The sequence below is a fragment of the Tistlia consotensis USBA 355 genome (assembly GCF_900177295.1).
Classification (GTDB): Bacteria; Pseudomonadota; Alphaproteobacteria; order Kiloniellales; family DSM-21159; genus Tistlia; species Tistlia consotensis.
Genome location: NZ_FWZX01000002.1, coordinates 317,584 through 335,152, shown reverse-complemented (window position 1 = coordinate 335,152; position 17,569 = coordinate 317,584). Strand labels below are relative to the sequence as shown.

15 protein-coding genes and 1 tRNA gene are annotated in these 17,569 nt (G+C 73.0%); 5 read left to right on the top strand and 11 right to left on the bottom strand.

Annotated features, from left to right (window positions below):
• Positions 1-81: 81 nt before the first annotated feature.
• The 4 genes from B9O00_RS05025 to B9O00_RS05010 all read right to left on the bottom strand — a co-directional run bounded on the left by B9O00_RS05025 (position 82) and on the right by B9O00_RS05010 (position 5,126).
• On the bottom strand, positions 82-1,425 hold the full coding sequence (locus B9O00_RS05025) for an RsmB/NOP family class I SAM-dependent RNA methyltransferase (protein ID WP_085121344.1): 1,344 nt from the start codon (positions 1,423-1,425) through the stop codon (positions 82-84).
• 13 nt (positions 1,426-1,438) lie between these two features.
• Positions 1,439-2,902: an IMP dehydrogenase gene (gene guaB / locus B9O00_RS05020; RefSeq protein ID WP_085121343.1), complete on the bottom strand. Its 1,464-nt coding sequence runs from the start codon at positions 2,900-2,902 to the stop codon at positions 1,439-1,441.
• Between the two features lie 132 nt (positions 2,903-3,034).
• Positions 3,035-3,802 carry an RlmE family RNA methyltransferase gene (locus B9O00_RS05015; protein ID WP_085121342.1) on the bottom strand — a complete coding sequence of 256 codons (768 nt, stop codon included), beginning with the start codon at positions 3,800-3,802 and terminating at the stop codon, positions 3,035-3,037.
• Positions 3,803-3,812: 10 nt separating this feature from the next.
• Complete coding sequence (locus B9O00_RS05010; RefSeq protein ID WP_235017041.1) at positions 3,813-5,126, bottom strand: Ppx/GppA phosphatase family protein; 1,314 nt, start codon at positions 5,124-5,126, stop codon at positions 3,813-3,815.
• Positions 5,127-5,468: 342 nt separating this feature from the next.
• Here B9O00_RS05010 and B9O00_RS05005 point away from each other — a divergent pair.
• A tRNA-Gln gene (locus B9O00_RS05005) sits at positions 5,469-5,542 on the top strand.
• Between the two features lie 53 nt (positions 5,543-5,595).
• Here B9O00_RS05005 and B9O00_RS05000 read toward each other — a convergent pair.
• From B9O00_RS05000 to B9O00_RS04985, 4 genes are all read right to left on the bottom strand, one after another.
• Complete coding sequence (locus B9O00_RS05000; RefSeq protein ID WP_218822885.1) at positions 5,596-6,438, bottom strand: ABC transporter permease; 843 nt, start codon at positions 6,436-6,438, stop codon at positions 5,596-5,598.
• The gene (locus B9O00_RS04995; protein WP_085121341.1) at positions 6,435-7,367 is read right to left on the bottom strand and encodes an ABC transporter permease; all 933 of its coding nucleotides are present in this window, start codon (positions 7,365-7,367) and stop codon (positions 6,435-6,437) included. The genes B9O00_RS05000 and B9O00_RS04995 overlap by 4 nt, the downstream gene beginning before the upstream one ends.
• 68 nt (positions 7,368-7,435) lie before the next feature.
• On the bottom strand, positions 7,436-8,671 hold the full coding sequence (locus B9O00_RS04990) for a polyamine ABC transporter substrate-binding protein (protein WP_085121340.1): 1,236 nt from the start codon (positions 8,669-8,671) through the stop codon (positions 7,436-7,438).
• The gene (locus B9O00_RS04985) at positions 8,668-9,876 is read right to left on the bottom strand and encodes an ABC transporter ATP-binding protein (protein WP_218822886.1); all 1,209 of its coding nucleotides are present in this window, start codon (positions 9,874-9,876) and stop codon (positions 8,668-8,670) included. Before B9O00_RS04985 ends, B9O00_RS04990 begins: the two co-directional genes overlap by 4 nt.
• A 546-nt stretch (positions 9,877-10,422) precedes the next feature.
• On the opposite strand from B9O00_RS04985, the gene B9O00_RS04980 reads away from it, so the two are divergent.
• From B9O00_RS04980 to B9O00_RS04970, 3 genes are read left to right on the top strand one after another with little or no spacing between them, the layout of a single operon-like run.
• Positions 10,423-11,661 (top strand): TIGR03862 family flavoprotein, encoded by a 1,239-nt coding sequence (locus tag B9O00_RS04980; RefSeq protein ID WP_085121339.1) that lies wholly within the window; start codon positions 10,423-10,425, stop codon positions 11,659-11,661.
• 48 nt (positions 11,662-11,709) lie between these two features.
• Positions 11,710-12,156 carry a hypothetical protein gene (locus B9O00_RS04975; protein WP_085121338.1) on the top strand — a complete coding sequence of 149 codons (447 nt, stop codon included), beginning with the start codon at positions 11,710-11,712 and terminating at the stop codon, positions 12,154-12,156.
• 56 nt (positions 12,157-12,212) lie between these two features.
• Positions 12,213-13,772: a sensor histidine kinase gene (locus B9O00_RS04970; RefSeq protein ID WP_159460112.1), complete on the top strand. Its 1,560-nt coding sequence runs from the start codon at positions 12,213-12,215 to the stop codon at positions 13,770-13,772.
• Positions 13,773-13,800: 28 nt separating this feature from the next.
• Here B9O00_RS04970 and B9O00_RS04965 read toward each other — a convergent pair whose 3' ends face one another.
• The 3 genes from B9O00_RS04965 to B9O00_RS04955 all read right to left on the bottom strand — a co-directional run bounded on the left by B9O00_RS04965 (position 13,801) and on the right by B9O00_RS04955 (position 16,265).
• Complete coding sequence (locus B9O00_RS04965; protein WP_159460111.1) at positions 13,801-14,904, bottom strand: DegT/DnrJ/EryC1/StrS family aminotransferase; 1,104 nt, start codon at positions 14,902-14,904, stop codon at positions 13,801-13,803.
• A 147-nt stretch (positions 14,905-15,051) separates the two neighbouring features.
• The gene (locus B9O00_RS04960; RefSeq protein WP_085121335.1) at positions 15,052-15,594 is read right to left on the bottom strand and encodes a DsrE family protein; all 543 of its coding nucleotides are present in this window, start codon (positions 15,592-15,594) and stop codon (positions 15,052-15,054) included.
• 107 nt (positions 15,595-15,701) lie between these two features.
• On the bottom strand, positions 15,702-16,265 hold the full coding sequence (locus tag B9O00_RS04955; RefSeq protein ID WP_085121334.1) for a hypothetical protein: 564 nt from the start codon (positions 16,263-16,265) through the stop codon (positions 15,702-15,704).
• A gap of 222 nt (positions 16,266-16,487) precedes the next feature.
• Between B9O00_RS04955 and B9O00_RS04950 the strand changes: the two genes are divergently transcribed.
• On the top strand, positions 16,488-17,459 hold the full coding sequence (locus B9O00_RS04950) for a Gfo/Idh/MocA family protein (RefSeq protein WP_085121333.1): 972 nt from the start codon (positions 16,488-16,490) through the stop codon (positions 17,457-17,459).
• Positions 17,460-17,569 lie beyond the last annotated feature (110 nt).

The window sequence follows — 17,569 nt, the reverse complement described above, 5'->3', positions numbered from 1 at the left end:
TCAGGATGAAGCGTGGGAGTGAGGGATAGTCCGAAGCGAGGACGATCAGGAGCAGCCTTGCCGCCAGCCACCCCAAGCGCTTCATCCCGAGCCTGTCGAAGGGTGAAGCGCTTCAGCCGCCGTCCCCTTCCGCTCCAGCACGGCCAGGAAGAAGCCGTCGGTGCCGTCGCGCGCCGGCAGCAGCTTCAGGAAGGGGCCCGCGGCGGGCGGCGCCCCGCCGAGCCGCTCGGCCCAGACCCCGGCGACCGGCAGCACGGCGAAGTCGGGCCGGGCGGCGAGGAAGCGCTCGACCTGCGCCTCGTTCTCCTCGGGCAGCAGGGAGCAGGTCGCGTAGATTAGGCGCCCGCCCGGCTTCACCAGGCGGCAGGCCGACTCGAGGATGCGCGCCTGCAGGGCGGTCAGCTCGGCGAGGCCGGCCTCGCTCAGGCGCCACTTGGCCTCGGGGTTGCGCCGGAAGGTGCCGCTGCCCGAGCAGGGGGCGTCGACCAGCACGCGCTCGAAGCCGGCCTTGTGCTTCTTGACCCAGGGGTCGCGCTCGTCCTGGAGGACCTGGCGGCGCACCGTGTCGACGCCGGCGCGCTTCAGGCGCTGGGCGGCGCGGTCGATGCGGCCGCCGCGCACGTCGCAGGCGACGATCTGGCCGCGGTTGCCCATCGCCGCGGCCAGCGCCAGGGTCTTGCCGCCGGCGCCGGCGCAGAAGTCGCAGACCCGCATGCCGGCCTGCGCGTCGGCCAGCAGAGCGACCAGCTGCGAGCCCTCGTCCTGGACCTCGACCTCGCCGTTGCGGAAGACGGCGGTCGCCGCGACCGGCCGGCGGCCGTCGATGCGCAGGGCCCAGGGCGACCAGCGCCCCGGCTCGGCCTCGATGCCCTCGCGCGCCAGGGCCGCGCGGACCTCCTCGCGCCCGGCCTTGACGGCGTTGGCGCGCAGGTCGACCGGCGCCTCCTCGCGCAGCGCCGCCAGCTCCGCGGCCGCGTGCTCGCCGAGCGCGGCCGCCAGCCGGGCGTGCAGCCAGCCGGGCAGCTCGGCGGCGACGGCGGGCGGCTGGTCTGGGTGGTCGAGCGGCTGTCCGGCCAGGGCCGCGGCCAGCCCGCGCTCGCGCTCCTCGAGCCTGGCCGGCGCGAAGGTCGCGCCGTCGAACAGCCGCTCCAGGGCCGGCAGGGCCAGGCCCTCGCCGAGGCAGAGCCAGGCCAGCACCTGCGCGCGCGGGGTCTCGGCCGCGCCGGCGCGGGCCAGCCACCAGCCGAGCCGGGCGCGGGCGCGCAGCACCGCCCAGATGCGCAGGGAGACCGCCCGCCGGTCGCCGCCGCCGATGAAGCGGCGCGCCTTGAACCAGTCGGCGGCGACCCGGTCGGCCGGCCGGCCGGTCGCGGCGATCTCGCCGAGCAGCTCGATCGCGGCGGCGACGCGCGCGGCCGGGGTCATCGGCCGCTCCGGATCAGCCGTTGTTGCGGTAGTTCGGCGCCTCGCGGGTGACGACGACGTCGTGGACGTGGCTCTCGCGCAGGCCGGCGTTGGTGATCTTCAGGAAACGGCAGCCGGTCTGCATCTCCGCGATCGTGGCGTTGCCGGTGTAGCCCATGGCCGCCTTCAGGCCGCCGATCAGCTGGTGGATCACCGTGCCGACGGCGCCCTTGTAGGGCACCTGGCCCTCGACTCCCTCGGGCACCAGCTTCAGCTTGTCCGCGACCTCCTGCTGGAAGTAGCGGTCGGCCGAGCCGCGCGCCATGGCGCCCATCGAGCCCATGCCGCGGTAGGCCTTGTAGCTGCGGCCCTGGTAGAGGAAGACCTCGCCCGGGCTCTCGTCGGTGCCCGCGAACAGCGAGCCGATCATCGCGACGTCGGCGCCGGCGGCGATCGCCTTGGCGAGGTCGCCGGAGAACTTGATGCCGCCGTCGGCGATCACCGGCGTGCCGGCGGCCCGGCAGACCTCGACCGTGTCCATCAGCGCGGTCAGCTGGGGCACGCCGACGCCGGCGACGATCCGCGTCGTACAGATCGAGCCGGGGCCGATGCCGACCTTGACCGCATCGGCGCCGGCGTCGATCAGTGCCCGGGCGCCCTCGCCCGTGGCGATGTTGCCGGCGATCACCTGGATCTCGTTGGACAGGCGCTTGACCGCGGCGACGGTCTCGAGCACGCCGCGCGAATGGCCGTGGGCGGTGTCGACGACGATCAGGTCAGCCTCGGCCTCGGCCAGGCGCTCGGCGCGGCGCAGGCCCTGCTCGCCGACGCCGGTCGCGGCGGCGACCCTCAGGCGGCCCTGGCCGTCCTTGGCGGCGTCGGGATGGGCCTGGGCCTTCTCGATGTCCTTGACGGTGATCAGCCCGACGCAGCGGAAGGCATCGTCGACGACCAGCAGCTTCTCGATGCGGTGCTGGTGCAGCAGACGCTTGGCCTCGTCCCGGCTGACGCCCTCCTTGACCGTGACCAGCCGCTCCCGGGTCATCAGCTCGCCGACCGGCTGGTCGGGGTTCTCGGCGAAGCGCACGTCGCGGTTGGTCAGGATCCCGGCCAGCTTGCGGGAGTGGCGCTCGACGCAGGGGATGCCGGAGATGCGGTGCAGCTCCATCAGGGCCAGGGCGTTCTTCAGCGGCTCGTCGGGATAGATGGTCACCGGGTTGACCACCATGCCGCTCTCGAACTTCTTGACCTTGCGGACCTCGTCGGCCTGGACCTCGGGGGTCATGTTCTTGTGGATCACGCCGAGGCCGCCGGCCTGGGCCATGGCGATCGCGAGCCGGCTCTCGGTGACGGTGTCCATCGCCGCCGAGATGATCGGGATGCCGAGCTCGATGCTGCGGGTGAGATGCGTGCGGGTGTCGGCGGCGGCGGGCAGCACGCTGGACGCGGCCGGCTCCAGCAACACGTCGTCGAAGGTATAGGCCTCCCTCAGCTGCATGCCGTCCTCGCTTGGTCCCGCCGGGTTGGAAGATGGCGGCGGAGTATACGCGAGTCGAGTGCCGCGCCAAGAACAAGTCCGTGGCGCCCGGCGCAACTATCTTGCGCGGCGGGACGCGGCGGCCGTCGGCCGTCAGATCTCGTCGGGCGCGCCCCTGAAGCCGGTCGCGACCACGTAGGTCTCGGCGGACTCGGCCCGGCTGGCCGGCGGCTTGACGTGGCGGACCTTGTCGAAGTTGGCCTTGAGCGTCTGCAGCAGTCCTTTCTCGCTGCCGCCCTGGAAGACCTTGCAGACGAAGCCGCCGCCCGGCGCCAGCACCTCGAGGGCGAAGGCCAGCGCCGCCTCGGCGAGGGCGATGATCCTCAGGTGGTCGGTCTGCGGATGCCCGGTGGTCGGCGCCGCCATGTCCGAGAGCACCAGGTCGGCCGGGCCGCCGAGCAGCGCCTTGAGCCGCTCGGGCGCCGCCTCCTCGAGAAAGTCGAGCTGCAGCACCTCGGCGCCGGCCAGCGGCTCCATGGCCAGGATGTCGAGGGCCACGACCCGGCCGCCGCCGGCCTTGAGCGCGCCGACCCTGTCGACCGCGACCTGGGTCCAGCCGCCCGGGGCGGCACCCAGGTCGACGATGCGCTGGCCCGGCTTCAGCAGGCCCAGCTTCTCGTCGAGCTGCAGCAGCTTGAAGGCGGCACGGCTGCGCAGCCCCCGGGCCCGCGCCTCGGCGACGAAGGGGTCGTTGATCTGCCGCTGCAGCCAGAGCGTCGAGGAGAGCGAGCGCTTCTTGGCGGTCTTGACCCGCTCCTTCAGGCGCCGCGGCCCGCCCGCCGAGCGCACGTCGCCCGGCCGCCCCGCGCCCGGCTTACCGCCGCCCTTGCCGCCGCCCTTGCCGCCTCTGCGCTCGCTCAACGACGGGCCCTCACGCCGGTCGGCCGTCGAGCGACGCCGCCGGGCGCGGCGGCACCGCCCCGGCCTCGGCCGCGACCTCCTCGACGCCCTGCATCAGGGTGAAGAGGATGCCCTCGCGCAGGCCGCGGTCGGCGACGCGCAGGCGGCCGACCGGCCAGGTCCGGCAGATCGCCTCCAGGATCGCGCAGCCGGCGATCACCAGGTCGGCGCGTTCCGGGCCGATGCAGGGATGGGCGACGCGCTCCGGATAGCCGAGGCCGAGCAGCTCGTCCGTGACCTGGCGGGCCGTCGCGAAGTCCAGGAAGCAGCCGTCGATCAGCGAGCGGTCGTAGCGCGGCAGGCGCTTGTGGATGCCGGCCAGGGTGGTGACGGTGCCCGAGGTGCCGACCATCTGCAGCTCGCCCCGGGCGATCGTCCGGGCGAGGCCGTGCTCGGCCTCGAAGGCCTGCAGCCGGGCCAGGACCTCGGCGACCATCGCCTCGTAGGTCTCGGCCGAGACCTCGCGGCCGCCGTAGTGCTCGGCCAGGGTGACGACGCCGCAGGGCAGCGAGCGCCAGGCGCGCAGCAGCGGGTCGCCGCCCGCGCCGTTGCCGCCGTCGCCTCCCGTCGCCCCGTTCGCCGGCCCCGGCCCCTCGGCGGCGCCGTCCGGCCGGTCCGGCCGGCTGCGCTGGTGCAGCGTCCGGCTGGCGTCGGCCTCGAACCAGCAAATCTCGGTCGAGCCGCCGCCGATGTCGAAGATCAGGGCGTGGGGCAGCGCCGGATCGAGCAGCGGCGCACAGCCGAGCAGCGCCAGGCGCGCCTCCTCGATGCCGTCGATGATCTCCAGCACGATGCCGGTCTCGCGCTCGACCCGGGCCAGGAACTCGCTGCAATTGCCGGCGCGCCGGCAGGCCTCGGTGGCGACGGCGCGCAGGTGCGTGACGCCGCGCCGATCGATCTTGGCGGCACAGACCCTGAGCGCGTCCAGCGTGCGCGCCATGGCCGCCTCGGACAGCAGGCCGCGGGCGCCCAGCCCCTCGCCCAGGCGGACGATGCGCGAGAAGGCGTCGATGACCCGGAAGCCCTCGGCGGCCGGCCTGGCGATCAGCAGGCGGCAGTTGTTGGTGCCGAGGTCGAGGGCGGCGTAGAGCGGCCGGCGGACGGGCGCGATGCGGTGACCGTTCAGCCGGGCCGGATTGCCGGCCGGATTGCCGGACGGATGACCAGACGGGCCGGCCGACGGCCCAGGGCCGTGACCGTCGAACCGCGGCATCGCCTCGGCGCCGGCAGGCCCGGCGCCGCCCGGCGGCTCGCTGTGCCGCCCGGGCAGGTCGAAGCGCGTCACCCCTTGAAACCTCCCGCGTTCTCTTGGTCCGGCCCGCCCGCGCGCCCCGCGCCACCCGGCAGCAGTCGCCGCGCCCGCCGGGCCGTCCCGTTTCCATTGCTCGGCCGACAGCTTAGCCCGATGCGCGCGAGTCTGGCCAGAGCGGGGACCGCCGGCCCGGCCGTGGCACCAAGGGCGGCGGCGGGGGCGGCACGATGGCCGGCGGCCGAAAAGCCTCCACTAAGGGGTTGAACTGGCCCCCCCGCCTGGACTAAATAGCCAACCTCTCGACGGCAACGGGCGCCCGGCAAGGCCGCGCGCCCCGCCCGGGCCCAGGCCCGGCGCCGTTCCGAGGCCCCGGCTTGGGGGATAGTTTAACGGTAGAACCGCGGACTCTGACTCCGCTAGTCCTGGTTCGAATCCAGGTCCCCCAGCCAACCTTTCCGCAGAGAACCAATCATCTCGCGACGCCGGTGCCGCTCGCACCGTCTCAGGGCAGGTTGCGCCGGACGACGATCGTGTTGATCAGGGTCAGCACGACGCCGCCGAGGAAGATGAAGGTGCTGAGCACGAAGACCTGCGGCGGGATGCCGGTCTTCACCGCGCCGTAGATCCACAAGGGGAAGGTCAGGGTCTGGCCCGAGACGAAGCTGGTGATGATCAGGTCGTCGATCGACAGCGCGAAGGCGAGCAGGCCGGCGGCGACGATGCCCGGCAGGATCAGCGGGAAGGTCACCTTCCAGAAGGCGACCCAGGGCGTCGCCCCGAGATCGGCCGCGGCCCGGTCGAGCGCGCGGTCGAGGCCCGAGACGCGGGCGCGGACGACCACGACCACGAAGGCGACGTTGAAGGCGATGTGCGCCATCAGGATGGTCAGCAGGCCGCGCGGCAGGTTCAGGGTCAGGAAGAAGGACAGCAGCGACGCGCCGACCACCACCGCCGGTGCCGCGATGTCGGCGAAGATGACCATGTCGGTGACCGCCTTGCCGCGGAAGCGGTAGCGCGCCAGCGCGAGCGCCAGCGGCGTGCCCAGGATCACCGAGACGATCATGCTGCCGAAGGCCACCTCGAGGGAGTGGACCAGGGCGTCCGTCAGGTCGGCGACGGCGAAGGCATGGCCGTACCAGGCGGTGGTGAAGCCCAGCCACTTCAGGGTCACCCGGCCGCTCGGCGCCTGGTTGAAGCTGAACACCACCATCACCGCGATCGGCACGATCGCGTAGAGGATCAGCAGCCACGTGTAGAGCGAGAGCAGCCGGGGCGCGAGGCCGGGACCGTCGCCCCGCCCCGGCGCCGCGACCGCCCTGCCCGGGCCCGGGGCGAGGCCGGTCACGCGGCATACTCCTGGATCCGCTCCCTGCCGAAGGCCCGCGCATAGAGGAAGATCGCGACCATCAGCAGGAACATGAGGATCGAGGAGAGCGCCGCCGCCATCGGGTAGTCCTGGTTCACGAAGAAGCTGTCCTGGATGACGTTGCCGACCATGTAGGTGCCGGGCCCGCCGAGGATCTGGGCGTTGACGAAGTCGCCGACGTCGGTGACGAAGACCAGGAGGAAGCCGGCGAAGACGCCGGGCGCCGAGAGCGGCAGGATCACCCGCAGGAAGGTGCTGGCCGGATCGGCGTAGAGATCGCCGGCCGCGCGCACGACCCGCCGGTCGATCTTCTCGATCGCGACGTAGAGCGGCAGCACGTAGTAGGCGAGCCCGTTGTAGACGAGGCCGCCGATCACCGCCCACTGGGTCGAGAGGATGTAGAAGCGGTCCGAAATCAGGCCCCAGCTCTTGAGCTGCCCGAACAGGAAGCCCTGGTCCGCCAGGATGAACTGCCAGGCCACCGTCCGGATCACGAAGGACACGAAGAACGGCAGCATGATCAGGAAGAGATAGGTCGACTTGTGCCGGCCGCCGTGGAAGGCGATCCAGTAGGCGGCCGGATAGGCGATCGCCAGGGTCACGAGGGTCGCGAGCGCGCCGTAGTAGAACGAGCGCAGCAGCTGCCGGTGATACTGCCCGATCGCGTCGAGGAACTCGGCGAAGTGGCCGCCGTAGCTGTAGCCGACGATCGGATCGCCGACGGCGGCCGAGAGCGCGAGCATCGAGGCCAGCGGAACCAGGAAGAACAGCAGCAGGTAGACCCAGCTCGGCAGGCCGAGCAGGTAGGGTACCGCCGCCTTCCCGATCCGCCGGTCGCGCCGCCGGGCCGGAGCCCTTTCCGCTCGCGCGGAACCGGCGCCGGCCCGCGCCTTCCCCCGGCCGCTCATTCCAGGATACTGCCGTGGGTGGTCGGGCGCAGGTGCGGGCCGGCGATGCCACATGGTCGAAAAACGCCTCAGCCCTGGATGATGGGCGTGAAGACGCTGTTCCAACTCTGGTACTCGGCGTAGCTCTTGAAGGTATAGAAGTCGTGGGCCTTGGCGTACATCGCCTCGGTCGGGAAGACGAGCACGCTGTTGGCGACGTCCGGATCCTGCAGGTCCTTCAGGATGACGTCCTTCGCGTCCGGCACCGGGCAGACGTAGTTGACGTAGTCTTCGATCAGCGCCGCGGTCTTCGGCGTGTAGTAGAAGTTCATCCAGGCCAGCGCGCTGAGCGGGTTCTTCGCGCCGACCGGGATCATCATGTTGTCGTGCCAGAGCATCACGCCCTCCTTGGGCGCGACGAACTTCAGGTCCTTGAAGCCCTTGGCGTTGGCCTGGAAGACGTCGCCCGACCAGGCCTGGCTGATCCAGGTGTCGCCGTGCTCGAGCGCGGTGATGTAGCTCTGGTCGTAGTACTGGCGGACCAGCCCCTTGTCCTTCTGCTCCTTGAGCACCTTGGCGGCCTTCTCCCAGTCGGCCTTCGTCGACTTGGCGGGATCGATGCCGAGCTTGAGCAGGGCAACGCTGCCGAGCTCGGTGATGTCGCTCATCATGCCGACGTGGCCGGCGAAGGCCGGGTCCCAGAGGTCGTCGATCGAGGTGATCTCGCGCTTGGTGAGCTTCGGGTTGTAGGCGATGCCGGTGAAGCCCGACTGCCAGGCCAGCGTGTACCTGTTGCCCTTGTCGTAGTCGGGGCTGACGACGCTGGGGCTCGCATACTTCTTGAAGTTCGGCAGCTTCTCCTTCCACAGCGGCACCAGCCAGTCCTGCATCACGAGTTCCGTCAGCTGCCAGGTGTTGGTCATCACCATCAGGTCGTAGCCGATCGACTGGCCAGCCTTCAGGACCGGGGCGATCTTGGCGTAGAAGGGCGCGTTGCCCTGGATGACTTCGAGATACTTGACCTTGATCCCGCTCGCCTTGGTGAAGTCGTCGAGCGAGGGGTTCTTCGCGCCCTTGTCGGCGACGTCGATGTAGTAGGGCCAGTTCGCGAAGACCAGCTCGTCGGTCGGCTTCTGCTGCTTCCACCAGGCCTCCCAGTCGCGCTCCGCGGCCCGGGCGGTGCGGGCGGCGAGCGGGCCGAGCGCCGCCATGCCCAGGCCCAGGGCCCCCGCCTGCAGCAGGCCTCGGCGCGAGACGCGCGCTTCGGTCAGGCCGCGCAGCAGCGCCGGGTCGATTGTCCTGCCAGAATTCGATCGCTTGCTCATGCGGAGCTCTCCTCTGCTGCTCGCGGTGCCGATGGCTCGACGACGAAGGTGTGCTCCGGGTGCCAGCAGAGCCGGACCCGGTCGCCTCGGGCGGGATGGGGCCCCGTGCCGAGATTCTGCGCGTAGGCGCTGAAGCTGCGGCCGTCCGGCCCTTCCATCGTGTACTGGTGGCTGACGCCGATGTAGGCGGTCATGGCGACGACCGCCTCGAGGCTGTTCCTGCCCTCCGGGACGGGCTGCCCGGCGGGCAGCACCTGGATCTTCTCGGGCCGCACCCCGACCTTGACGCGCGGCCCGCGGTCGCCGAGGCGCCCCCTCGCCACCTGGACGACGAGGCCGTCGTCGAGGCGCACCCTGGCCAGCGCGCCGCCGCGCTCGACCACCTCTCCCGCCATCAGGTTCGAGGCGCCCAGGAAGCCGGCCACGAACTCGGTCGCCGGGCTGTCGTAGACGACGTCGGGCGGCCCGACCTGCTCGATGCGCCCGCCGGCCATCACCGCCAGCCGGTCGGACATCACCATCGCCTCCTCTTGGTCGTGGGTCACGTAGAGGAAGGTGATGCCGACCTCGGACTGGATGCGCTTGAGCTCGAGCTGCATCTGCTTGCGCAGCTTGAGGTCGAGCGCGCCCAGCGGCTCGTCGAGCAGCAGCAGCTTCGGCCTGTTGACCAGCGCGCGGGCCAGGGCGACGCGCTGCTGCTGGCCGCCGGACAGCTGCGCCGGCCTGCGGTCGTGGAATCCGGTCAGGTCGACCAGTGCGAGCATGTCGCGGACGCGCCGCTCGATCGCCTTCCTGTCGACGTGCTTCCGCTTCAGCCCGAAGGCGACGTTCTCGTAGACGTCGAGATGCGGAAACAGGGCGTAGGACTGGAACACTGTGTTGACGTCACGCCGGTAGGGCGGCTGGCGGCTGACGTCGACGCCGTTGAGGTAGATGGCGCCGTAGGTCGGCTCGGCGAAGCCGCCGATCATCGAAAGCGTCGTCGACTTGCCGCAGCCCGAGGGGCCCAGAAGGCTGAAGAACTCGCCGCGCTCGATGGTCAGCGAGATGTCGTCGACCGCGACGAGGTGACCATAGGCCTTGGTGACGCCGTCCAGGCGAACGTCGAGATGCTCGCGAGAGCCGGCGCGGTCGGGCCGGGCCCCGCGCGCCATCGGGTCCGCGGCGGGCGGCATATCGGGCGGCATGTCGAGCTGGGCGGCCATCTAGCTGCCTTTGCCCCTCCCGGCGCCGCCGTCCGCGCCGGTTCGTGACAGCTGCCCGCGGTCGCGTCCTCTCATCCGTCCCATCCGTTCTTGCCGGCTCCGTCCGCTCGCACGGGTGGCGCCCAGACAGTCGAAGATTTCATAACCAACCGGCCAGTCATTCGCCTGGCGCGTCAAATTGTCGCAGAGATAGACCCCCACCGTTTTGAATCGTACTGGCGTGCGATTTGCCAAACGTCACCATCGAATACCCAGACGCATGGCGTCGAGTGATGTCAGAGCCTCCCGCTGACGCCATCTTTATTGTTGTTGGCACCGATGTGATCACGTCGTTTGCTTGATTGTCAATTCCTCGCCGGACGAACCTTCCGCGGCGGAGTGGCACCTCGCTCACGCCGCCGGCCCCGGGTCGGATCGGCATCCTCCCCGGGCCGATTCCCCGGGCCGATTCCCCGGGCCGATTCCCCGGGCCTCCTCTTCCGGCCGGCCGCCGGGCCGCCCGAGCCCGCTTGCGGTCGGCGCGGCCGCGTGCCATCCAGCCGCCCCATGACGAGACAGGTCGCGATCGTCGGCGGTGGGCCGGCCGGGCTCATGGCGGCGGAGGTGCTGTCGCTGACGGGCCTCGGCGTGACGCTCTGCGACGCCATGCCGACGCTCGGCCGCAAGCTGCTGCTGGCCGGCAAGTCCGGGCTGAACCTGACCCACGCGGAGGAGCACGCCCGCCTCGCCGGGCGCTTCGGCGCCGCCGCCGGCCGCCTGCGGCCAGCGCTCGACGCCTTCACCGGCACCGACGTTCGGGACTGGGCGGCCGGGCTCGGCTGCGAGACCTTCGTCGGCTCCTCGGGCCGCGTCTTCCCGACCGCGATGAAGGCCTCGCCGCTGCTGCGCGCCTGGCTGCGCCGGCTCGAGGGTCGGGGCGTGCGGCTCCTGACCCGCCACCGCTGGATCGGCTTCGCGGCGGACGGCCTGCGCTTCGAGGCGCCCGTGGGCGAGCGCCTCCTGCGCTGCGACGCCGCCCTACTGGCGCTCGGCGGGGCGAGCTGGCCGCGGCTCGGCTCGGACGGCGCCTGGCAGCCCTGGCTGGCGGCGCGCGGCGTCGCGCTCCACGCCTTCCGGCCGGCCAACTGCGGCTTCGAGGTCGACTGGACCGAGGGCTTCCGGCAGCGCTTCGCCGGGGCGCCGGTCAAGGCGGTGACCGCCGGCAGCCCCGCCGGCACGATCGCCGGCGAGTTCGTGGTCACGGCCGGCGGCATCGAGGGCAGCCTGGTCTACGCCCATGCGGCGGCCCTGCGCGACGCCCTGGCGTGCGACGACAGGGCGCTCCTGCTGCTGGACCTCGCGCCCGGGCGGACGCGCGAGCGGCTGGCGCGCGACCTGGCGCGCCAGCCGGCCCGGGCCAGCCTGTCGAACCGCCTGCGCAAGGGCGCCGGGATGACCGGCGTCAAGGCCGCCCTGCTGCGCGAGCTCGGGCCGCCGGGCGCGCTCGCGGACCCGGAGCGCCTGGCCGCTCTGATCAAGGCGCTGCCCCTGCCGGTCTCGCGGCCGCGCCCGCTCGCCGAAGCGATCTCCTCGGCCGGCGGCATCGCCTGGGACGCGGTCGACGAGCGCTACATGCTGAAGCGCCTGCCCGGCGTCTTCGTCGCCGGCGAGATGCTGGACTGGGAGGCGCCGACCGGCGGCTACCTGCTGACCGCCTGCCTCGCCACGGGCCGCGCCGCGGCCCGCGGCCTTGCGGACTGGCTGGCGGCCTCGGAGCAGGGCGCGCCATTCTTAAGCCGCCCTTAACGGCCACAGGACGACAGTCGGCCCGAGTTCCTCCATCGGACCGAGACGATGCCGAGCCTGCGTCCCGCCCTGCCCGCCCGCCGCCTGCCGGCCGCCCTGCCGCCCCTGCTGCCGGCCCTCGCCGCCGGCGTCCTCGCCCTGCTCGCCCTGCTGCCGCCAGCCTCGGCGCTGACCCTCGGCGAGAAGGCGGCGCTGCAGGCCGCGATGCAGCAGCAGGTCGAGCGCCAGACGATCGAGGGCGTGTACCTGGCCTACGACGCCGAGGCCCAGCAGGTGCGCGGCCTCAGCCCGGTGACCGCCCATCCGAAGATCCTGGAGATGGGCGACAGCTTCATCCTCTGCTTCGACTTCCTGGACGCGACCGGCGAGCCGGTCCAGATCGACTACTGGCTGGCGCGCAAGGGCGACGGCTTCGTCGTGTTCCACGAGGCGGTCTCGCAGCGCCAGCAGGTCCAGGCGCTGATGCGGGCCGGCAAGGTCAAGCTGGCCGAGTGATGCGCCCGGGCCCGTCGCCGCGTGCCGGCCGGAAGCGGCCGGCGGCGCCGCGTCCGGTGCGGCGCCGCGACAGCCTGCTGGCCCGCTTTCTGCTGATCCTGGTGCCGCTGTTCCTGCTGCTCGCCGTGCCCGGCATCGGCCTCTTCGTGCACTACGCCCTGAAGGCCGACCGCGCGGTGCTGGCCGCGCGCCTGGGCAACCAGGCCGGCCGCGTCGCTGCGGCGCTGGCGCACCACGACCCGCACCTGCAGCCCAAGGTCGTCCAGGACCTGGTCGCCGGCCTGGCGGCCGACCGCGCGCTGGTCTGCGCCGAGCTCCGGGCCGCGGGCGCCGGGGTGGCCGACGGCGCGCTGCTGGCCGCCCAGCCGCCGCGCGTCGGCTGCCGGCACGGCAGCGGCGACGACGGCTTCGAGGTGCCGGTCGGCGACGCCGGCGCCTACCGGCTGCTGGTCCGCTTCAGCACCGCCGAGATCCGCGACGCCAACCGGCTGCAGCTCATGGTCTCGCTGTCGGTGGTCAGCCTCGCCTTCCTGCTTGCCGTCGCCGCCTCGACGATCGGCTTCCGCGCCATCGTCGGCCGGCCGCTCAGGCTGCTGCTCGAGGCGATCGAGTGGACCTCGCGCACCGGCGAGCGACGCAGCGTGCCGGCCGGCCGCCAGCACGAGCTCGGCCGGGTCATCGTCGCCTTCAACCGGCTGCAGGCCCGCGACGTCGCCCGCGAAGCGGCGCTGCGGGCGGCCAACCGGCGCCTCACCGAGTCCCAGGCCGCCCTGTCGCGGCTCAACGAGGAGCTGGAGCGGCGGGTCGGGCAGCGCACCGCGGACCTGGCGGCCCAGACCCTGCGTGCCGAGACGGCGAGCCGGGCCAAGTCGCAGTTCCTGGCGACCATGAGCCACGAGCTGCGCACGCCGCTCAGCGCGATCATCGGCTTCGCCGAGGTCCTGGCCCAGGACGAGCGCGGCCAGATCGAGCCGGCCCGGCGCGCCGACTACCTGGCCGAGATCCGCGACGGCGGCCGCCACCTGCTGGCGCTGGTCAACGACCTGCTCGACATGGCGCGGGTCGAGGGCGGCAGCTTCGAGCTGGCCGAGCAGGAGGTCGAGCTGGCCGCCGGCGTCGCGGCGGCCCTGCGCCAGGTCGAGCCGGCCGCCGCCGAGCGCGGCCTGACCCTGTCGGCCGAGCTGCCCGAGACGCCGCTGCTGCTGTCGCTCGACCCGGCGGCCTGGCGCCGGATCCTCGGCAACCTGCTGTCGAACGCCGTCAAGTTCACCGAGCCCGGCGGCCAGGTCGCCGTCGAGGCGCGGCGCGAGCCGGCGGGCGGCCTGCGCCTGACCGTCACCGACAGCGGCATCGGCATCGCGCCCGAGCACCTGGCCCAGGTGCTGCAGCCCTTCGGCCAGGTCGCCGAGCGGCCCGGGGGCGAGGGCTGGCTGGCCCGCCGGCACGAGGGCGTCGGCCTCGGCCTGCCGCTGGCCAAGGCCCTGACCGAGCTGCACGGCGGCAGCCTGGCCCTGGCCAGCACGCCGGGCTGCGGCACGACCGTGACCCTGACCCTGCCGGCGGAGCGGATACTGGCGCCGGAAGCGGAGGGCGAGGCGCTGCTGCCAGTGCCGTGAGGCGGCGCCCGGCCGCGCGCCGAAGCCCCTATCCGGAGCCGTAGAAGTCCCGGACCAGCGCCCCGATCCGCTCGACCTGCGCCTCGGCCAGGGTCGGGAAGATCGGCAGGCAGAGGCCGTCGCGGTGGCCCGCGATGGCGTTGGGAAAGCGGCTGTCCGGCTGTGCCTCCCGGCCCTCGGCGAAGCAGGGCTGGCGGTGCAGCGGCGGGAAGAAGCCGCGGATCTGCACGCCGGCCGCCTCAAGGTGCGCGCTCAGCTCGGCGGCGCGCTCGGCGATCAGCACGCAGCGGAAGGGCACGAGGCCGGCCCCCGGCGCGGCGCCGAGCACGCGGATCTGCGGCAGGCCGGCCAGCGCGTCGCGGTAGCGCGCGTGCAGGGCCGTCTTGCGGGCGAGGATCTGCGGCAGCTTCCCCAGCTGCACCAGGCCCATCGCCGCCTGCAGGTCGGTGATGCGGAAGTTGAAGCCGATCGCCGGATGGACGAAGGAGCCGCGCTCGCTGCGCCCCTGGTTGCGCAGCTGCCGCAGCCGCTCGTGCAGCGCCGGGTCGCGGCAGGCGACATAGCCGCCCTCGCCGGTCGTGATGGTCTTGTCGGCGAAGAAGGAGAAGCAGCCGAGGTCGCCGAGCGCGCCGACGTGCCGGCCCTTCCAGGTGACGCCGATGCCCTGGGCCGCGTCCTCGACGACCCGCAGGCCGTGGCGCGCGGCGAAGGCCCCGAGCGCGTCCATGTCGCAGGCCGTGCCGTAGAGATGCACCGCCATCACCGCCCGCGTCCGCCCGGTCAGGGCCGCGGCCGCCCGGCCGACGTCGAGCTGGAAGGTCTCGGGCTCGACGTCGACAAAGACCGGCCGGGCGCCGGCCAGCACGACGGCCGTCGCCGAGCCGACGAAGGTGGTGTCGGGCACCAGCACCTCGTCGCCCGGGCCGATGTCGAGCGCCATCAGCGCCAGGGCCAGCGCCAGCGTGCCGTTGGGCGCGAAGACGCCGAAGGGCGCGCCGATCAGGCGGTCGAGCGCCTCGGAGAAGGCGGCCGAGGCCGGCCCCTCGGTGATCCAGCCGTCGGCGACGACCTGGGCCACGGCCGCGCTCTCGTCTTCGCCCAGCCAGGGGCTGACCTGGGGTATGCGCTGCAAGGATCCCGCTCTCGCCGGTCGTGGGCCAGCCTTTCCCGCTAGTCCCGGAATCCGGCGAAAGCATGAAGGGCCGGTCCCGGCGCGGCCAGCCGCGCGTGGAACGAAGGCCGGTCCCGCGCAGCTCTCCCGTCGCGGCAGCCCGCCGGCTCAGCCGACCTTCAGGTAGGCGAAGCCCTTCGACTGCAGGGCCGCGACGGCGGCGACGCCCGAGGGCACGAAGGCGATGAACTCGGCGTCGCGGGCCCGCGACGGGTCCAGCTTGTTGCGCCGGAAGGTCGTCTCGCAGAGCCGCACCGTGAAGCCGTACTTCGACAGCGCCTCGACCCGCTCGAACAGCCCGGGCGGCAGGCTCTCGCCGGCCCAGGGCGTGCCCTCCAGGTCGGCCAGGAAGAACTTCACCCCGCCGGCGTGGGCGACCAGCGTGATCTCGATCGCGAAGGGGTCGGCGCCGTAGGCGGCATAGTGGTTGTTGATGTTGTTGAGCGTCTGGGCGAAGCGCTTCGGGTCGCCGTAGTCGCAGTGGTAGAGGCAGGCGACCTCGGCCTGCTTGGCGAGCTGGTCGAGGCCGAGGTGGCGCGGCGCCGCCCCCGAGCCGGCGACCGCCGGGCCGGCCGCCAGCGCGAGGCCGCCGGCCGCCGCGCCGACCATCAGGTCGCGCCGATTGAGGCTCCCGGGCTTCCGCTCGGTCATGGCACTCCTCCTGAAGCTGTCGTCCGGCTGCCCCGGATCGTTCATCCGCCCGGAAAGGCTAATATTCGATTTTTCGAATGTAAAGGATTGCGCGCGTCGCGGGTGGCCTACTTCAGCCCCTTGATCGCCGCGCGGGCCAGGGCCTCGGCCTGGTCGATGGCGGCGGGGCTGGGCGCGAGGTTGCGGTCGAGCACCAGCTTGTCGCCCGCGGCGAAGACGTGGAGCTGCAGGTTGTCGTCGGTAGTCACCAGGAAGGCCGCGTCGCCGAGGTCGGGCAGGTCGACGATCGTCGGCTTCGGCAGCGGCACGCCCGGCGGGGCGCTGTCCTCCAGCACGCTCTTCTTCTGGGCGTCGACCGTGGCGGCCAGGTCGTCGGCCCGGAGCGGCGCCGCGATCAGCAGGAAGCCGCCGTGCAGGCCGCCGCCCTGGTAGCTGCACAGGCTGGCGTCGTTGCCGGCGGCGGCGCTGTCGACCGGCTTCGGGGTCACCGGATGGCCGAGGATCTTCGCCGCCGCGGCCGGATCGACCAGGCTGCAGGCGTCGAGCGCCGCCGCGGCGGCCGGCGCCCCGGGCAGCACGGCGGGCAGCACGGCGAGCAGCAGGCTGGCGCCGAGCGCGGCGGCGGCAAGCGGCGAGCGGAGCGGAACGGGCTGCGGGATCTTCGCGGTCATGGCATGCCTCCATGGCGTCAGGGCCGCTGGAGACCCAGCGGCGGGAGCGTGCCGGCCCGGTTGATGGCCGGAAGGCTACGCCCGCACGGCGGGGCGGACAAGGCCTCCGGCCGGCGGGGGGTGACGGGCGGGCGGGGCGGCTGGCCAGGGACCCCGAGGGCTGGCTAAGCTGCGCCCGCGCCGGCCGAGTCGCGGCCGCGAGGACCAAGTGGAAGGGCGAGGATGGCGGAGAAGGTCTATCGGGTGGCGATCGTCGGACTCGGCGTGATCGGGCGGCGCATGCTGGCCAACATGCCGGGCCAGGGCCGGCTCGAGGTCGTCGGCGGCTGGGATCTCAGCGCCGAGGCCCGGGCCAAGGCGGCCGAGGACTTTCCCTGGCTGCGCATTGCCGAGAGCGCCGAGGCGCTAATCGCCACCCCCGGGACCGACCTCGTCTACATCGGCGTGCCGCCGAAGGCGCACGGCCTCTATGCGCGCGCCGCGGTCGCCGCCGGCAAGGCGGTGTTCTGCGAGAAGCCGCTCGGCGTCGAGCTCGCCGACAGCCGGGACCTCACCGAGCTGGTCGAGGCGAGCGGCCTGCCCCAGGCGGTCAACCTGGCACTGGCCGCGGCGCGCGGCGTCACGGCGATGCGCGCGGCGCTGGCCGACGGCAGCCTGGGCGACCTCGCCGGCTGCGACATCCGCCTGCACTTCGGCCGCTGGCCGCGCGGCTGGCAGCACAGCGCGACCTGGCTCGCCGGGCGCGCCGAGGGCGGCTTCACCCGCGAGGTCGCGACCCACTTCCTCTATCTGGTCGACAGCCTGCTCGGCCCGGCCCGCCTGGTCTCGGCCTCGGCGGCCTATCCGGCCGATCCCGAGGCCGCCGAGACCCACGTGCTGGCGCAGCTCGAGGCCGGCGGGGTGCCGGTGACCCTGGCCGGCTCGGTCGGCGGCGCCGGGCCTGACCTCGTCGAGTTCACCCTCTGGGGCAGCCGCCGCTCGCTGCGCCTGACCGACTTCTACAAGCTGTGGCGCAGCGACGGCGAGGACTGGGGCTACGCCCTGGAGGGCATCGAGAACCCGGCGCTCGATTCCTACCGCCTGCAGCTCGACGAGCTGGTCCGGCGCCTCGACGGCGAGGCGAACGTCATGCCCGACTTCCGCTGCGCGCTCCGGGTCCAGGAGCTGGTCGAGAAGATCCTGGCGACGGGATAGGGGAAGGCAGGCCGCCTCTCGGGTCTTCCCTCTCCGCCCCTTTGGGGGGGAGAGGGTCAGGGAGAGGTGGGGAGACGTCCTGGCCAAACGGCCGGCAGCCGCCCGGCGGC